Below are 13,994 nucleotides of genomic sequence, written 5' to 3'. Positions count from 1 at the left end.
AGCGCGGATTGTGTGGCCTGCACCCGGCTGTGGCGGATAAACCGACTCCGCCTTGACAATCACGCCGCCGCGCTGTCGACGAGGATCATCCGGCACCCTCTCCAAACGGAGATCAGACGAGCATATCGAGTGTCGAGGTCTTCCTGAAATTTATCTTTTGAATCCACGGGCATTCACTTCATGAATCCCGTGCCGGGATGCGCTCGGCCCGCTGCGCTCCCGCGATCGGGGCATGGGAGCGTGCCTCGCAAGAATCCCGGCCCTGCCTGTCGACCTGCCGGATTCGAGTGCGGGTTTTGTGTCCTGCGCCCGGCATAGCGTCAAAGCCCGATCGAATCGACAGACCGCCGCACACGTTTTCGGCCACGCCGCGCCGATTCGCTGCGCATTCGGGCCTCGATTTCCTCGCCTGCCTGCCGTTAACCCGGATTTCAGCGCAGCCCGGTGCATCTCGCCGGTCTTCTCCCTCGAGCGCGTAGCATGTCCGCATCCATCTCCATCGAAAAGATCGCCGACTGGGCGGGACGAAACCATCTTGTCGTCGGCGCGCTCGGCACACTGATGTCGCTCGCCGCGCTGGGCCTCTGCGCGATGACGCTCTGGGCCGCGAGAAGCGAGGTCGTCGAGCATGCGCACGAAACCTCGCACAATGTCGCCGCGGTGCTGGTCAGCGAGATCGCGCGGACCGTCGAGACGTCCAACAACGCGTTGACGTCGCTCGCCGCCGATCTCGGCAGGCCGGCGGTCCGGCACATGGACGCCAGGCTGCGGCACGATCTGCTGTTCCAGCACGCGGCCGCGCCATACGTGACCGGGATGGGCGTGACGGACCGGTTCGGCCAGTTGATCGACGGCTGCTGCAGCCCGTCCCACCACTGGAACTTCAGCGATCGCGACTACTTCAAGGTCCATCGCGACGCGGCGAATGTCGGCCTTTACGTGTCCGAGGCCTATCGCTCGCGCGCGCGCGGCGGCACGAAGTCCATCGCGCTTTCTCGACGCATCGAACGGCCGGACCACGCGTTCAACGGGATCGCAGTCGTCGCCATCGACCTCGACTATTTCGATCAGCTGCTGTCCCGGCTGAACGTCGGGCCGCACGGCATCACCGCGATCCTGCGCGCGGACGGCACCATCCTCGCCAGAAATCCGCCGCTGAGCGATCACCAGATGATCCGCCTGGGCCGATCGATCGTATTCGATCGCATGCTGAACCAGGACGCGGGATTCTATGCATCCCGCTCGCGCATCGACGGAATCCTGCGGCTCTATACGTTCCAGCGGGTGCCCGGTACGCCGCTGATCGCGGTCGTCGCCCCTGCCGAGCACGACGTGCTGGCCGGCTTCGTACGCATGTCATGGTGGGTCGGCGTGCCGGCGACGATCATCTGCGCGCTCTTCTGCGCCGTCGTCTGGCTGCTCGCATTCGCGTTGCGGGACAATCTGCGCAAGCAGACACGGCTGACCGATCTCACCCGCACCGATCCGCTGACGGGCCTCAGCAACCGCCGCGCGCTCGACGTCGCGCTGGCCGACGAATGGGAACGGCTGCAGCGCGGCAACGACGCCAGCCTGTCGGTGCTGTTCATCGACGCCGACCACTTCAAGCAGTACAACGACCGATACGGGCATGCGCAAGGCGACGCGGCGCTGAGGTTCCTGGCCGAATGCATCCGTGCCCACACGCGCCGGCGCGGCGATGTCGCCGCGCGCTACGGCGGCGAGGAGTTCGTCGCGGTGCTGCCGGACACGGATGAAAGCGGCGCCGCGAAAGTCGCGGAGGCCATTCGCCGGGAAGTGGAATGCAACCGGCTCGCCGGCGTTGCCGAGGCGGTTCCCGCCTTTACGGTCAGCATCGGCTGCGCGACCGCCTCCCATGCGCACCCGCCGTCCATCGACGCGCTGTCGCGTCAGGCGGACCTCGCGCTGTACACCGCCAAGCGCCAGGGGCGAAACCGCGTCTGCCACGCACCGGCGCAGCCGCACGCGCATGCGGCGTGACGGGCGTCACGCCACCCGTTCGGGTAGCCGGACGCCACGATCTCGATTCGATCCGCGTTTACCCGTGATGCTTCGGAAGCATGACGCGCAGTTGACGCGCCATCGTCGATCGGAACCCCGTCCAGGTTGATGCAGCGACCGCTTCGCGTCACACGCGACAGCCAATTCTTTACGATTGCAAATGCCTCTCATTTGCATTAAATTTCCGCGCGAATGTACTGTTTGGAACACAGACGTCGGCGCGAGGCCGTCCGCCGTGACCGAACGCAAACCACCTCAAGGGACGGGTATGAGCAGGAAGAATTGGGCGGCCGCACCGATGGCCATCGTCGTCGGCACGGCCGGCGTGAGCGCCGCCGATGCGCAGGAGTTGTCGCTGCCTGCCATCGAGATTTCGGGGCAGCGCACGACGGCGCCGTTTCGCGCGCCCGAATCGACGAGCGCGACGCGCACCGAGACGGACGTGATGGAGATCCCGTTCGCAGTCAGCAGCGTCGATGCGAAACTGGCCCAGACCGTCGCCGCGACGCGCGGCGAAGCCCTCTACGACTGGGTCGCGGGCGTCGCGCGGCAGAACAACTTCGGCGGCCTGTGGGACAACTACGCGGTGCGCGGCTTCGCCGGCGACGGCAACACATCCGGCACCGACTACCTCGTCAACGGCTTCTCGTGGAATCGCGGGATCAGCGTGCCGCGCGACACCGCCAACCTCGAGCGCATGGAAGTGCTCAAGGGGCCCGCATCCGCGCTGTACGGCCGCGGCGATCCGGGCGGGCTCATCAGCTATACGACGAAGCAGCCGCAGTTCGCGCGCTCGAACACCATCGGCGTGTCCGCCGGCAGCTACGGCGCGTTGCGCCAGACGCTCGATTCGACCGGGCCAGTCACGAAATCGCTCGCGTACCGCTTCGTCGCGATGAACGAGAACAACGGCAGCTTCCGCGATACCGTGTCGAGCAAACGCTACCTGTTCGCGCCGTCGTTCACGTGGGACATCGGCGCGGACACGACGCTCCATTACGAATTCGAAAGCGTGCGCCAGCGCGCGCCGCTCGATCGCGGCGTGGTGGCGGTGAACGGGCAGCTCGGCGCGATTCCGGCATCGCGCTTCCTCGGCGAGCCGCGCGACGGCGACTACGACGTGCGCAACACGGGCCACCAGTTCACGCTCGAGCATCGCGTCGACGCGAACTGGTCGATCAACGCCGGCTTCGCGCAGCGCACCACCGACCTGTCCGGACGCTCGTCCGAAGCGTTCGCGCTGCAGCCGGACGGCCGCACGCTGTGGCGCCGCTACCGCCAGGTCGCGTTTCACTCGAACGACTTGCAGGGCCGCATCGAAACGACCGGCAAGTTCCAGACGGGCGGCATCGGCCACACGCTCGTGATGGGCGTCGATGCCTATCGCTTCAACTACGACCAGTTCGTCGCGCGCTCGACGCCGACCGCCGCCGCGCCGTATGCGATCGACATCTTCGATCCGGTCTACGGCCAGCCGGCGCCCGTGCCGCGCACCGCGACCAACCTGCTCGAGCGCGACGACGGTCAGGGCGTCTACGCGCAGGACACGCTGGCGTTCGGGCCGCACTGGAAAATCCTCGCCGGGCTGCGCTGGGATCGCTTCCACCAGTCGGTCGAGAACCGCCTGAAGGGCGTGACGAGCAGCCAGTTGCAGACTGCGTTGAGTCCGCGCATCGGCATCGTGTACGAAATGAGCCCCGCGCTGTCGCTGTATGCGAACACCGCGTATTCGTTCCGGCCGAACAACGGCGCCGACGCCGCCGGCCGCGCGTTCGACCCGGAGAAGGGGCATGGCTACGAGGCCGGCGCGAAATGGGCCGGCGCGCGCTGGCTCGCGACCGTCGCGGCGTTCCACGTCACCAAGCGCAACGTGCTGACCGCCGATCCGGCGAATGCCGGCTTCTCGCGCGCGGCCGGCGAGGTGCGCAGCCGCGGCGTCGAATTCGAATGGAACGGTGACCTCGGCCATGGCGTGCGCGGCATCGTCAACCTTGCGTACGTCGACGCCGAGGTCACGCGCGATACCGTACTGACGCCCGGCGCACGCCTCGTCGACATTCCGCGGCTGAGCGGCAGCGCGCTGCTCATGTACGAAACCGCGCTGCCGTTCGTGGACAAGGCCGGCGCCGGCGCGGGCGTGATCTATGTCGGACGCCGGGCCGGCAACACCGCGAACACGCAGGACGGCTTCGCGCTGCCCGCCTATGCGACCGTGCAGCTCAACGGCTACGTGCAGGTCGACAAGCACCTGCGTGCGTCGGTCGTGCTGAACAACCTGTTCAATCGCACCACCTACGTCAGCTCCTACAACAGCCTGTGGGTCACGCCGGGCGCGCCGCGCAGCCTGTTCGCGTCGCTCGCCTACGCGTTCTAGTTCGTTCCGGTTTGCCGACGGCCGTCCCGTCGGCGGCCCGCCACCCATCTGCTTCGAAGGTCTTGTTTCCCGGTCATCACGGTCTGAGTGCAGGTGTCCACGCGATCGGGTACGGGTGGATCGAGCCGACCAACTGCGACATGGCAAGCCGGCCCGGAAAGTCCTGAATTCCAGGCGCCGGCTGCTGCTGCGCAACCGCCATAACCTGAAGCCAGAACAGGCCGTGCATCTGAAGGAATTGCTGGCGGCCAATCAGTCGCTGTTATGCGTCTACGTGCTGCGCGACGATCTCAAACGGCTCCGGTCCTACCGCAAGCCAGCCTGGGCGGAAGGGCTTGGGGGCAATGGATCGAACAGGCTCGGCAAAGCGGGATCGCCGCCCTGCAGAAGTTCGCCGAGCGCTTGCAGGGTTACTGGCACGAAATCGTGGCCGGCTGCCGCCATCCGCTCAACACCAGCGTCGTTAAAGGGATCAACAACACGATCAAAGTCATCAAGCGTCGTGCTTACGGGTCCCGCGACGAGGAATACTTCTTCCTCAAGATCCGCGCCGCGTTCCCCGGGATTCTGCGATGAACCAAAAAAGAGCCCACAGCAACGATTATTGCCGTGGGCCTGACATTGATTTTGGAGATACCCCGCGTGACGCCTCTCGCAACTGCTCATCACGCGCCGAATGCGTTACTTTCGGTGGCTCAATTCTCCAACAGAAATGATTCGATGAATATGCCAACCGATGCTGTTGACGATACTTAACAATGCGATGTGGGTCAGCAACGGTCTCTTCGACAAGGGAATTTGCTTTGGTACGATTGGCGCCGCCAAAACAAGATTTGCTTGGCAATCCTTTCATAACTCAAATTGTTAGGACATCGACAAATATGAAGAAGCCACTTCTTGCCGTCGCTGCGTTCGGTGCCTTTTCCGGCATCGCACATGCGCAAGGTTCCGTCACGTTGTACGGCATCATCGACGAAGGTCTGAGCTACACGAACAACATCGGGAAGATGGATGCGAACGGCAACGTGACACGAGCCCACTTGTTCGCGATGCAGAGCGGCGCGCTTCAAGCCAGCCGTTGGGGTCTCAAAGGCAACGAAGATCTCGGCGGCGGCCTGAGCGCCATTTTCCAGTTGGAAAACGGCTTCAATGCCAGTAACGGCGCCTTGGGTCAAGGCGGTCGCATGTTTGGTCGCCAGGCATACGTAGGCCTGTCGTCGGCGAACGCCGGCACGGTGACGTTGGGCCGTCAGTACGATTCGGTGGTCGACTATCTCCGTCCGATGACCGCCGACGGCAACTGGGGAGGGTCGTTCTTCTCGCATCCGTTCGACAACGACAACACGAACAACTCGTTCCGCATCAACAATGCGATCAAGTACACGAGCGCGAACTATGGCGGTTTCCAGTTCGGCGGCTTGTACGGTTTCAGCAATTCGACGCAGTTTTCCAACAACCGCGCGTGGAGCTTGGGTGCGCGATATGCCAATGGCCCGTTCACCGTGGCCGCGGCGTATCTCGATCTGAAGAATGCAAACACCACCAGTGTCGGCGCGCAGACGGATGGCAGCCCGCTTACCGATCAATTGAGCACACTCGCCAGCGTCGCGACCGGACGAACGGTCAACGTAGCGTTCAAGAATCAGCACACGGGCGGACTCGGCGTGAGTTATGCCAGTGGACCGGCTACGGTAGGCGTGATGGCCAGCGAATCGCTGATGCAAAACCCGATGGCGTACATACGCTTCCTGAACGCCGAGGCCAATGTCCAGTATTTTGTGACGCCGGCGCTCGCATTGGGGGCCATGTACGACTACACGCGCATGACGGTTAGTGCAGGTGGAGAGCGAGCCGGCGGGAACTTCCATACCATCGGCCTGATGTCGGACTACTGGCTGTCCAAGCGCACCGATGTCTATGCGCTGGCGGTGTATCAGAAGGGTTCTCACGGCACGGACGACCTGGTGGGTGTTGTCAACGCAGGTGGTTATTCGACCGGCACCTCGCAGATCGTCGCCCGCGTCGGCATCCGCCACAAGTTCTGACCTATCCAATGGCAGGGTGAGATGCCAACCCCTGATGCGCCTCAAGACATCAGGGGATAGGTGACCACCATTTCCAGACCTCGATTGCGACGGCTGCCATCGCAATCCTGAGGCGATGCAGGTGGATGCATCGGATGGCGTACGGCGCAGACATGCTGCTGCACGTGCGGCATGAGCGCGACGCAACGGATCACGTCGTGGACCGCACACCGGATGATTCAGCGCCTTGAGATGCCAGTGGAAGGCCGGGATTCGCCGCTCGAGCGACGTCGCCGAGCCGCTCGAGCCGGTAGCCATATCCATAGATGGACGACAAGCGGTAGCCGTTCGCGGGACGTAGAGCCAGTTTGGTGCGAACCATCGACGCGTGAGTGTCCAGGGTGCGCTCCGAAAAGTGCGCGTCGCGCTTCCAGACCCTGTCGATGAGGTAGGCGCGCGACAGCGTACGATCGAGGTTCTGGAACAGCACCCACGCGAGATCGAATTCCTTCCGTGTGAGATTCACGGGTACATTGCCCACGAATGCCTGCTGGTGAACACTGTCGAAGCGATATGGGCCGAACTCGCGGCGTATCGGATCAGCGCCGGGCGGATAGACACGACGCAGAAGTGCGCCGACGCGCGCGCCCAGGAGCGCAGCAGTCACCGGTTTCACGAGGTAATCGTCGGCGCCTGCGTCGAGGATCTCCACGACGGAGGCTTCGTCGCCGCGATGCGTGAGGAACAGCACCGGCAGATCATGTGTCGCTTTGCGGGCGCGAACCCAGCGCAACAGCATCTGGCCGGACAGGTCCGGCACGTACCAGTCGAGGATCAGCAAGTCGAAGGTGTCACGCTGGAGTCGCTGCTTCAGCGCGGTTCCTTTCTGGAACACGTAGCACGTGCGTCGGTCCGCGACCAGTGTCTGGCGGATAAACTCCGCTTGAACGGGGTCGTCCTCCAGGATGGCGATTCTCATAGTGTCCCCTGCATGATTCGATGTCTTGGACGCGAGATGCGCGGTGGGCGGGAAGCGGTCACTTCGCGGCCCGTCGGCATCCACGTTACGGACGGCGTCGGGACACCCCGGCCAAATCACTTACCCGAGCGTCCGAATTTGCGCGGCCACCTCTGACTGAGGCAATTGCGGCACGGCGTCTTTCGGCTTACCGAATAGATAACCCTGTGCCAACACGTTCGGAAACTGCCGGATCCAATGTGCCTGCTGTTTGTTCTCGACACCTTCGACGACGACAGAGAGTTCAAGCTTTCGCGCGATTTCAATGATGCTTGTGACGATCGCGCACATCCGCTCGTCATGCGGAATATTCTCTGAAAACGATCGATCTATCTTTAAACCAGTAATCGGAAATCGCCACAGATTGACAAGCGACGAATAGCCCGTACCGAAATCATCCATGACGATTTCGACACCCATCACTCGAAGCGCCTCGATCTGGTCAACGACATGATTGGACGATTCCAGCATGGCTGTTTCGGTGATTTCCAGAATCAGCTGGTTCGATGCAACACCAAACCGCTCCAGGACGGAACACACCAAATCCGGCACGCCTCCCGCCTTCAGACAAGCAGCCGACAGGTTGACGGACACGGGTGCCTGGAGGCCCCGCCCGCTCCTTGTCTTGAGCATGCCGCACACCTTTTCCAGCACTGTTTTCGTAATGGCAAGGACCAGGCCAGTGCGTTCCGCCAACTCGATGAATGAGCCGGGCATGATGAGTCCTCTCGTCGGATGTCGCCAACGGACCAGCGCCTCATGCGACACCACAACGTGCGATGCAAGATCGACAATGGGCTGGTATACGACAAAGAGCTCATTGCGCAACAACGCGACACGCAGATCATCGTAGAGGTCAATGTCGGCACATTGCATCCTTCCCGTTCTCTCGATCTGACACTGGCACTGGCGCATCACCTCTCCTCTTCATTCTCATTTTCAAGCTCGCTCCCCCGTACCCCGTTCTTCCGAGCTGCGTTCCCTTTCTTCAACAGAACAATCAATCCTGAACTGTTCGATATCCTTACCGACAAGCCATCGCGGTGTGCGCCCACGCCCCGACCATGTCGCACCTGTTTTCGGGTCCCAATACTTCGGCCTCACCGGTGCGCGTTGGCGCCGATCCTGACGATTCTGATGCTGGAAATCGCGAACAGGTATGCCACTCTCCGCAAGCAGTTCTGCAACACGCTCAGCGATGAGCTGCGCTTCTTGCTCACGAGCCTCCTCAATTTCCTTTTTCAGCTTGTCCAGTTGACTCAATAGCTCGCGGTACGTGCTCATGGCCGTTACTCATCAAAATCATGGACGGGTGATTACCTATCCTTTCTCGCCATGACGAAGCACTCGAACACCACTCCGCCTCGTCATCTGCGCCAATAAAAAGAGGGGAAGTACTCGCCAAATGGCTCCCCCGCCATCAAGAGCCGGCCCGTCGACGACGGGGCACGAGGTTGCCGAATCGCCGATGGTGGCAAGCCGACCTCCCTTGATAATCTTTCGCTATTTGTCACCATTCAGAAGCACCTCGACTCGCCTGTTGTTCGCACGCCCCGCAGCGGTAGCGTTCGATGCCGCCGGTTCAGCCGCGCCGCGCCCGATCGCCGAGATTTCTCGCGCTTTCAACCCATGCGCCCTGAGATAACTTGCCACCGCCTCCGCGCGACGCTGCGACAACGCCAAGTTGTACGCGTCACTGCCGACCGAATCCGTATATCCCGTGACCGACACGCGTGCAAACGTCGCGTCGCCCTGCTTGCTCAGCAACGCGTCGAGCGACGCCATGGCGCTCGGAGCGAGCGTGGCCTGTCCGGTGGCAAACAAAGCGTCGCCCGAGAGATTCACGCGTGTGACGGGAACGGGCTCCGCCGCCGAGGCCGGCGGTAATGCAGGTGCCGGCTGCGCGACTGCCGGCGCGCCGCACTTGAACACGAGCGTGGCCGGGTCGGCGCCATTGCGCAGCGCTTTCGCGGCATCGACGATCTGCACCGGCTGGTCGCCGCAGATGCGCCGCGCGGCCTTCATGCAGGTGTCCGGGCCCGAGAAGATCCCGTGGCAGTCGACCTGGTACGTGCGCACGCCGTCGCGCGGCTGCAGTTCGGATGCGCTGAACGTCGGGCCGGACGCGCTGGAGCATGCGGCCAGGGACATCACGAATAGCGTGAGGGCAAGATGCAGTTTGTTCACGGTAGTGACCTGAAAATGTTCGTGACCGGGCAGAGGCCCGCCACGCGGAACGCGGACGGGGTTCGTTTTCCTTTCGTATCCGCGGCGAGTCCGGCGGCTTCGACGCAGCCGGACCGTGCGGCGCTCATTACTTCCACTGATACAGCATGCCTGCGCCGATCACCTTCTGGCCGCCACTGAAGCCGCCGTTGATCGACGCCTTCAGGTTCTCGGTGATCCGCGCCTGCATGTTGACCGCCATCGCCTTCTGGCCGAGGAAGGTCGACGTGCCGATCCCCATCCCGAAGTTGGCGTCGCGGTCGAGTTGCGGGATCGACGCCATCGCACCGACGGCCGCGATACCCTGCTTCGCCATCTGGTCGGTCTGCTGCAGTTGCGAACCGAGGCTGTTGATCTGCGCCTGCTGACCCGACAGCGCCGTCGACAGCGTCGTTTGCACCGCGGTCAGCTGGTTCACGTTGACCGCATCGGTACCTTGCGTACCTGCCGCCACGTTGGTGACCTGACGCTGTTGCGTGTCGCTGCCGACCGAGACCACGTTCGAACGGCCGCCGTCGTTCGAGTTTGCGCCGATCGCCACCGAATTCGAGCCGGCCGTGACCTTCGGCACATCGGTTCCGGTGCCGTTCATGTCGGCAGCGATGCCGTTGTTGTTGGCTGTCCGGATCGTGTTGTTGTTGATCGTCGTCGACAACTGCGTCAGCTGATTGTTGATGTTCGTCACGCCGGTGGACAACGAGGCGACGGTGCTGTTGGTCGAGCTGAGGCCCGTCGACAGCGATGTCATGCCGGTCGACGTCGATGTCGACAGCGAAGACAGCCCCGTAGACAACGACGAGATGCTGGTCGACGTCGACGTCGACAGCGACGCCACGGTGCTGTTGGTGCTGCTCAGGCCGGTCGACAGCGAGCCGATGCTGGTCGAGGTCGAGGTCGACAGGCTGTTGACGGCCATGTTGGTCGCATTCAGCTGGCTGCCGTTGACCGCGTCCGTGCTGGTGGCCGACACGCGGCCCGCAGCGACGTTGGTGATCTGGCGCTCCGCGCCCGGCGCGCCGACGCTCACCACGCTCGTCGGCGTGCTGCCCGCGAAGAAGTACGTGACACCGCCGATCGTCGTGCTCGACATCGGGTTGGCGGCGGCCGTGACCGAGCCCGAGCCGAGCGCGACGTCGTTGATGTTGTTCGCGACCGCGTTCGAGCCGAACGCGAGCGAGCCGGCTGCTGCTGCCGTCGACGTGTTGCCGAGCGCGAGCGAACCGTTGCCCGTCGCGGTGTTGGCGTTGCCGATGGCCAGTGCGCCGTCGCCGGTCGCCGTGTTGTTCGCGCCGAGCGCGACCGCGCCGGTGCCGGTGGCCACGTTCGGATCGCCGATCGCGACCGCGCCGTCGCCGCTGGCAGTGTTCGCGACACCGATCGACACGGCCTTGCCGCCGGTGGCCGAAGCGTTCTGGCCGATGGCGACCGCGCCGTTCGACGAAGCATTCGCGCCGTCGCCGACCGCGACGCTGCTCGCGCCCGATGCGGTTGCGTTCGTGCCGTTCGCGATCGCGTTGATGCCCGTCGCGCCGTCGTTGTTGTAGTTGCCCTGCTGCGTGCCGTTGTCGTTGACGCTGTAGTAGTGCGTCTTGGCGGCCTGGATCGCGGTCGAGGTCGAGGTCGACAGCGACGTGACGGTGCTGTTGGTCGATGACAGGCCGGTGGACAACGAACCGATGCCGCTCGACGTTGACGTCGACAGCGAGGCGACGGTGCTATCGGTCGTGCTCAGGCCGGTGGACAACGAGCCGATGCCGGTCGAGGTCGACGTGGACAGCGAGGCGACGGTGCTGTTGGTCGTGCTCAAGCCGGTGGACAACGAGCCGATGCCGGTCGAGGTCGACGTGGACAGCGATGCGATCGAGCTATTCGCCGACGACAGCCCCGTCGAGGTCGAGGTCGACAGCGATGCCACGCTGCTATTGGTCGTGCTCAGACCGGTCGACAGCGAGTTCACTCCGCTTTGCGCCGTGCTGATGCCCGTCGACGTCGACGTGGACAACGATGCCACGCTGCTGTCGGTCGTGCTCAGGCCCGTCGACAACGAGTTCACTCCGCTCTGCGCCGTGCTGATGCCCGTCGAGGTCGACGTGGACAACGATGCCACGCTGCTGTCGGTCGTGCTCAGGCCCGTCGACAACGAGTTCACACCGCTTTGCGCCGTGCTGATGCCCGTCGACGTCGACGTGGACAACGATGCCACGCTGCTGTCGGTCGTGCTCAGGCCCGTCGACAGCGAGTTCACTCCGCTCTGCGCCGTGCTGATGCCCGTCGACGTCGACGTGGACAACGATGCCACGCTGCTGTCGGTCGTGCTCAGGCCCGTCGACAACGAGTTCACACCGCTCTGCGCCGTGCTGATGCCTGTCGACGCAGACGTCGACAGCGATGCAACGTTGCTGTCGGTCGTGCTCAGGCCGGTCGACAGCGAGCCGATGCCGGTCGACAGCGACGAAATCGCGCTGGACGAAGACGAAACCGTCGTCGACAGCGAATTGACCGCGGTATTGGTTGCGTAAAGCTGCGATCCGTTGATTGCGTCCGTGCTCGTGGCCGTGATCTGGCCGGCGGCGACGTTGGTGATCTGACGTTCCGATCCGGCCGCGCCGACACTGACGACGCTTGTCGGGTTCGTCCCGGCGAACGCGTATGTCGTGCCGCCGATGGTGGCGCTCGCCGTCGGGTTCGCTGCCGCGGTGACGGACCCGTTGCCGAGCGCGACATCGCCGGCATTGTTCGCGACGGCGTTCGGGCCGATCGCGACCGAATTGGTGCCAAGGGCCTGGCTGTCCGCGGCGGTCGAGTTCGCGTGGAAGTACTTGATGCCCTGGCTGTTGATGTTGTCGATCGCGGCGCCGACGCTGTTGGCGGTGGTCGTCGTGCCGTTCGCGTTGTACGTGGTGTACGACGGGGCGGAGATCGTGCCGGTCGCCGGGTTGTAGGTTGCGCCACCGCCGAGTGCCGCAGCGGTACTGTTGCCGAGATTGTTGGTCGTAGAGACAGCAGTACTCAAGCCGGTCGACAGCGAATTCACGCCGCTCTGCGCCGTGCTGATGCCGGTCGAAGTCGACGTGGACAGCGACGTGATCGAGCTGTTGGCCGACGAGAGGCCCGTCGACGTGGACGTCGACAGCGAAGCCACACTGCTGTCCGTCGTGGAGAGACCGGTCGAAAGCGACGCGATCGCGCTGTCGGACGACGACAGCGTCGAGGACAGCGACGCAACGGTACTGTTCGTGCTCGACAGGCCGGTCGACAGCGAGCCGATGCCGGTCGAGGTCGACGTCGACAGCGACGTGATGCTCGAACCGGTCGTGCTCGCAACAGCATAGAGCTGGCTGCCGTTAATCGCGTCGGTGCTGGTAGACGTGATCTGACCGGCCGCGACGTTGGTGACCTGACGCTCTGCGCCAGCGCTTCCGACGCTCACGACGCTCGACGGCATGGCGCCGGCGAAGGTGCCGTAGGCCGTCGAGCCGATGGTTGCGCTGCTGGTCGGGTTCGCGGCAGCCGTCACCGAGCCGGAACCGAGTGCAACGTCGCCGACGTTGTTCGCGATGGCGTTCGGGCCGATCGCGACGGAATTGGTGCCAAGGGCCTGGCTGTCTGCGGCGGTCGAGTTCGCGTGGAAGTACTTGATGCCCTGGCTGTTGATGTTGTCGATCGCGGCGCCGACGCTGTTGGCGGTGGTCGTCGTGCCGTTCGCGTTGTACGTCGTGTACGACGGCGCCGACACCGTGCCGGTCGCGGGGTCGTAGGTCGACCCGCCGCCGAGTGCCGCGGCAGTGCTGCTACCGAGGTTGTTGGTGGTCGTGGTGACGGTGCTCAGGCCAGTGGACAGCGAGCTGATGCCGGTCGAGGTCGAGGTGGACAGCGAAGCAATCGAGCTGGTGGCCGTCGAGATACCGGTCGACGTGGAGGTCGACAGCGAAGCAACGGAGCTGTCGGTCGAGCTCAGGCCCGTCGACAACGAGCTAATGCCCGTCGAAGTCGAGGTGGACAGCGAGGTGATCGAGCTAGTTGCCGTCGAAATGCCCGTCGACGTGGAAGTCGACAGCGAAGCAACGGAGCTATCGGTCGAGCTCAAACCAGTCGACAGCGAGCTGATACCCGTCGAGGTCGAGGTAGACAGCGAAGCAATCGAGCTGGTAGCCGTCGAAATGCCCGTCGACGTGGAAGTCGACAGCGAAGCAACGGAGCTATCGGTCGAGCTCAAACCGGTGGACAGCGAGCTGATACCCGTCGAGGTCGAGGTGGACAGCGAGGCAATCGAGCTGGTCGCCGTCGAAATGCCCGTCGACGTGGAGGTCGAGAGCGAGGCGACGGAGCT

Annotated in this window: 10 protein-coding genes and 1 pseudogene; 6 read left to right on the top strand and 5 right to left on the bottom strand. The window is 63.8% G+C overall.

Annotated elements, in window-relative coordinates:
- The first annotated feature begins 480 nt into the window (after positions 1-480).
- The 4 genes and pseudogenes from HWY45_RS35160 (at position 481) to HWY45_RS35145 (ending at position 6,441) form a co-directional block, all read left to right on the top strand.
- A complete protein-coding gene (locus tag HWY45_RS35160) occupies positions 481-2,001 on the top strand; it encodes a GGDEF domain-containing protein (RefSeq protein ID WP_059880294.1) in 1,521 nt (506 codons plus the stop codon).
- A gap of 289 nt (positions 2,002-2,290) precedes the next feature.
- Positions 2,291-4,396 carry a TonB-dependent siderophore receptor gene (locus HWY45_RS35155; RefSeq protein WP_059880291.1) on the top strand — a complete coding sequence of 702 codons (2,106 nt, stop codon included), beginning with the start codon at positions 2,291-2,293 and terminating at the stop codon, positions 4,394-4,396.
- Positions 4,397-4,499: 103 nt separating this feature from the next.
- Positions 4,500-4,972 (top strand): annotated as a pseudogene (locus tag HWY45_RS35150) (ISL3 family transposase); the annotation flags it as partial.
- 305 nt (positions 4,973-5,277) lie between these two features.
- Complete coding sequence (locus HWY45_RS35145; RefSeq protein WP_059880288.1) at positions 5,278-6,441, top strand: porin; 1,164 nt, start codon at positions 5,278-5,280, stop codon at positions 6,439-6,441.
- Positions 6,442-6,631: 190 nt separating this feature from the next.
- On the opposite strand, the gene HWY45_RS35140 is transcribed toward HWY45_RS35145, so the two are convergent.
- The 5 genes from HWY45_RS35140 to HWY45_RS35120 all read right to left on the bottom strand — a co-directional run bounded on the left by HWY45_RS35140 (position 6,632) and on the right by HWY45_RS35120 (position 13,238).
- Entirely contained in the window at positions 6,632-7,399 is a 768-nt protein-coding gene (locus HWY45_RS35140) for a response regulator transcription factor (protein WP_063895273.1), read from the bottom strand.
- Positions 7,400-7,519: 120 nt separating this feature from the next.
- A complete protein-coding gene (locus tag HWY45_RS35135; protein ID WP_081069711.1) occupies positions 7,520-8,353 on the bottom strand; it encodes an EAL domain-containing protein in 834 nt (277 codons plus the stop codon).
- 24 nt (positions 8,354-8,377) lie between these two features.
- Entirely contained in the window at positions 8,378-8,722 is a 345-nt protein-coding gene (locus HWY45_RS35130) for an H-NS histone family protein (protein WP_081069710.1), read from the bottom strand.
- Positions 8,723-8,941: 219 nt separating this feature from the next.
- Positions 8,942-9,625, bottom strand: coding sequence for an OmpA family protein (locus HWY45_RS35125; RefSeq protein ID WP_059880282.1), 684 nt, complete (start codon positions 9,623-9,625; stop codon positions 8,942-8,944).
- Positions 9,626-9,752: 127 nt separating this feature from the next.
- On the bottom strand, positions 9,753-13,238 hold the full coding sequence (locus HWY45_RS35120; protein WP_481967615.1) for a YadA-like family protein: 3,486 nt from the start codon (positions 13,236-13,238) through the stop codon (positions 9,753-9,755).
- Here HWY45_RS35120 and HWY45_RS37570 point away from each other — a divergent pair.
- Positions 13,144-13,422 carry a hypothetical protein gene (locus tag HWY45_RS37570; RefSeq protein ID WP_060331335.1) on the top strand — a complete coding sequence of 93 codons (279 nt, stop codon included), beginning with the start codon at positions 13,144-13,146 and terminating at the stop codon, positions 13,420-13,422. The two genes, HWY45_RS35120 and HWY45_RS37570, sit on opposite strands and share 95 nt — an antisense overlap.
- Positions 13,423-13,449: 27 nt before the next feature.
- Positions 13,450-13,994: hypothetical protein (locus HWY45_RS37565; protein ID WP_481967616.1), on the top strand; the 545-nt coding region annotated here is incomplete at its 3' end.

The sequence above is a fragment of the Burkholderia stagnalis genome (genome assembly GCF_902830275.1).
Taxonomy (GTDB): Bacteria; Pseudomonadota; Gammaproteobacteria; order Burkholderiales; family Burkholderiaceae; genus Burkholderia; species Burkholderia stagnalis.
This window is presented reverse-complemented; position numbering and strand designations above follow the sequence as displayed.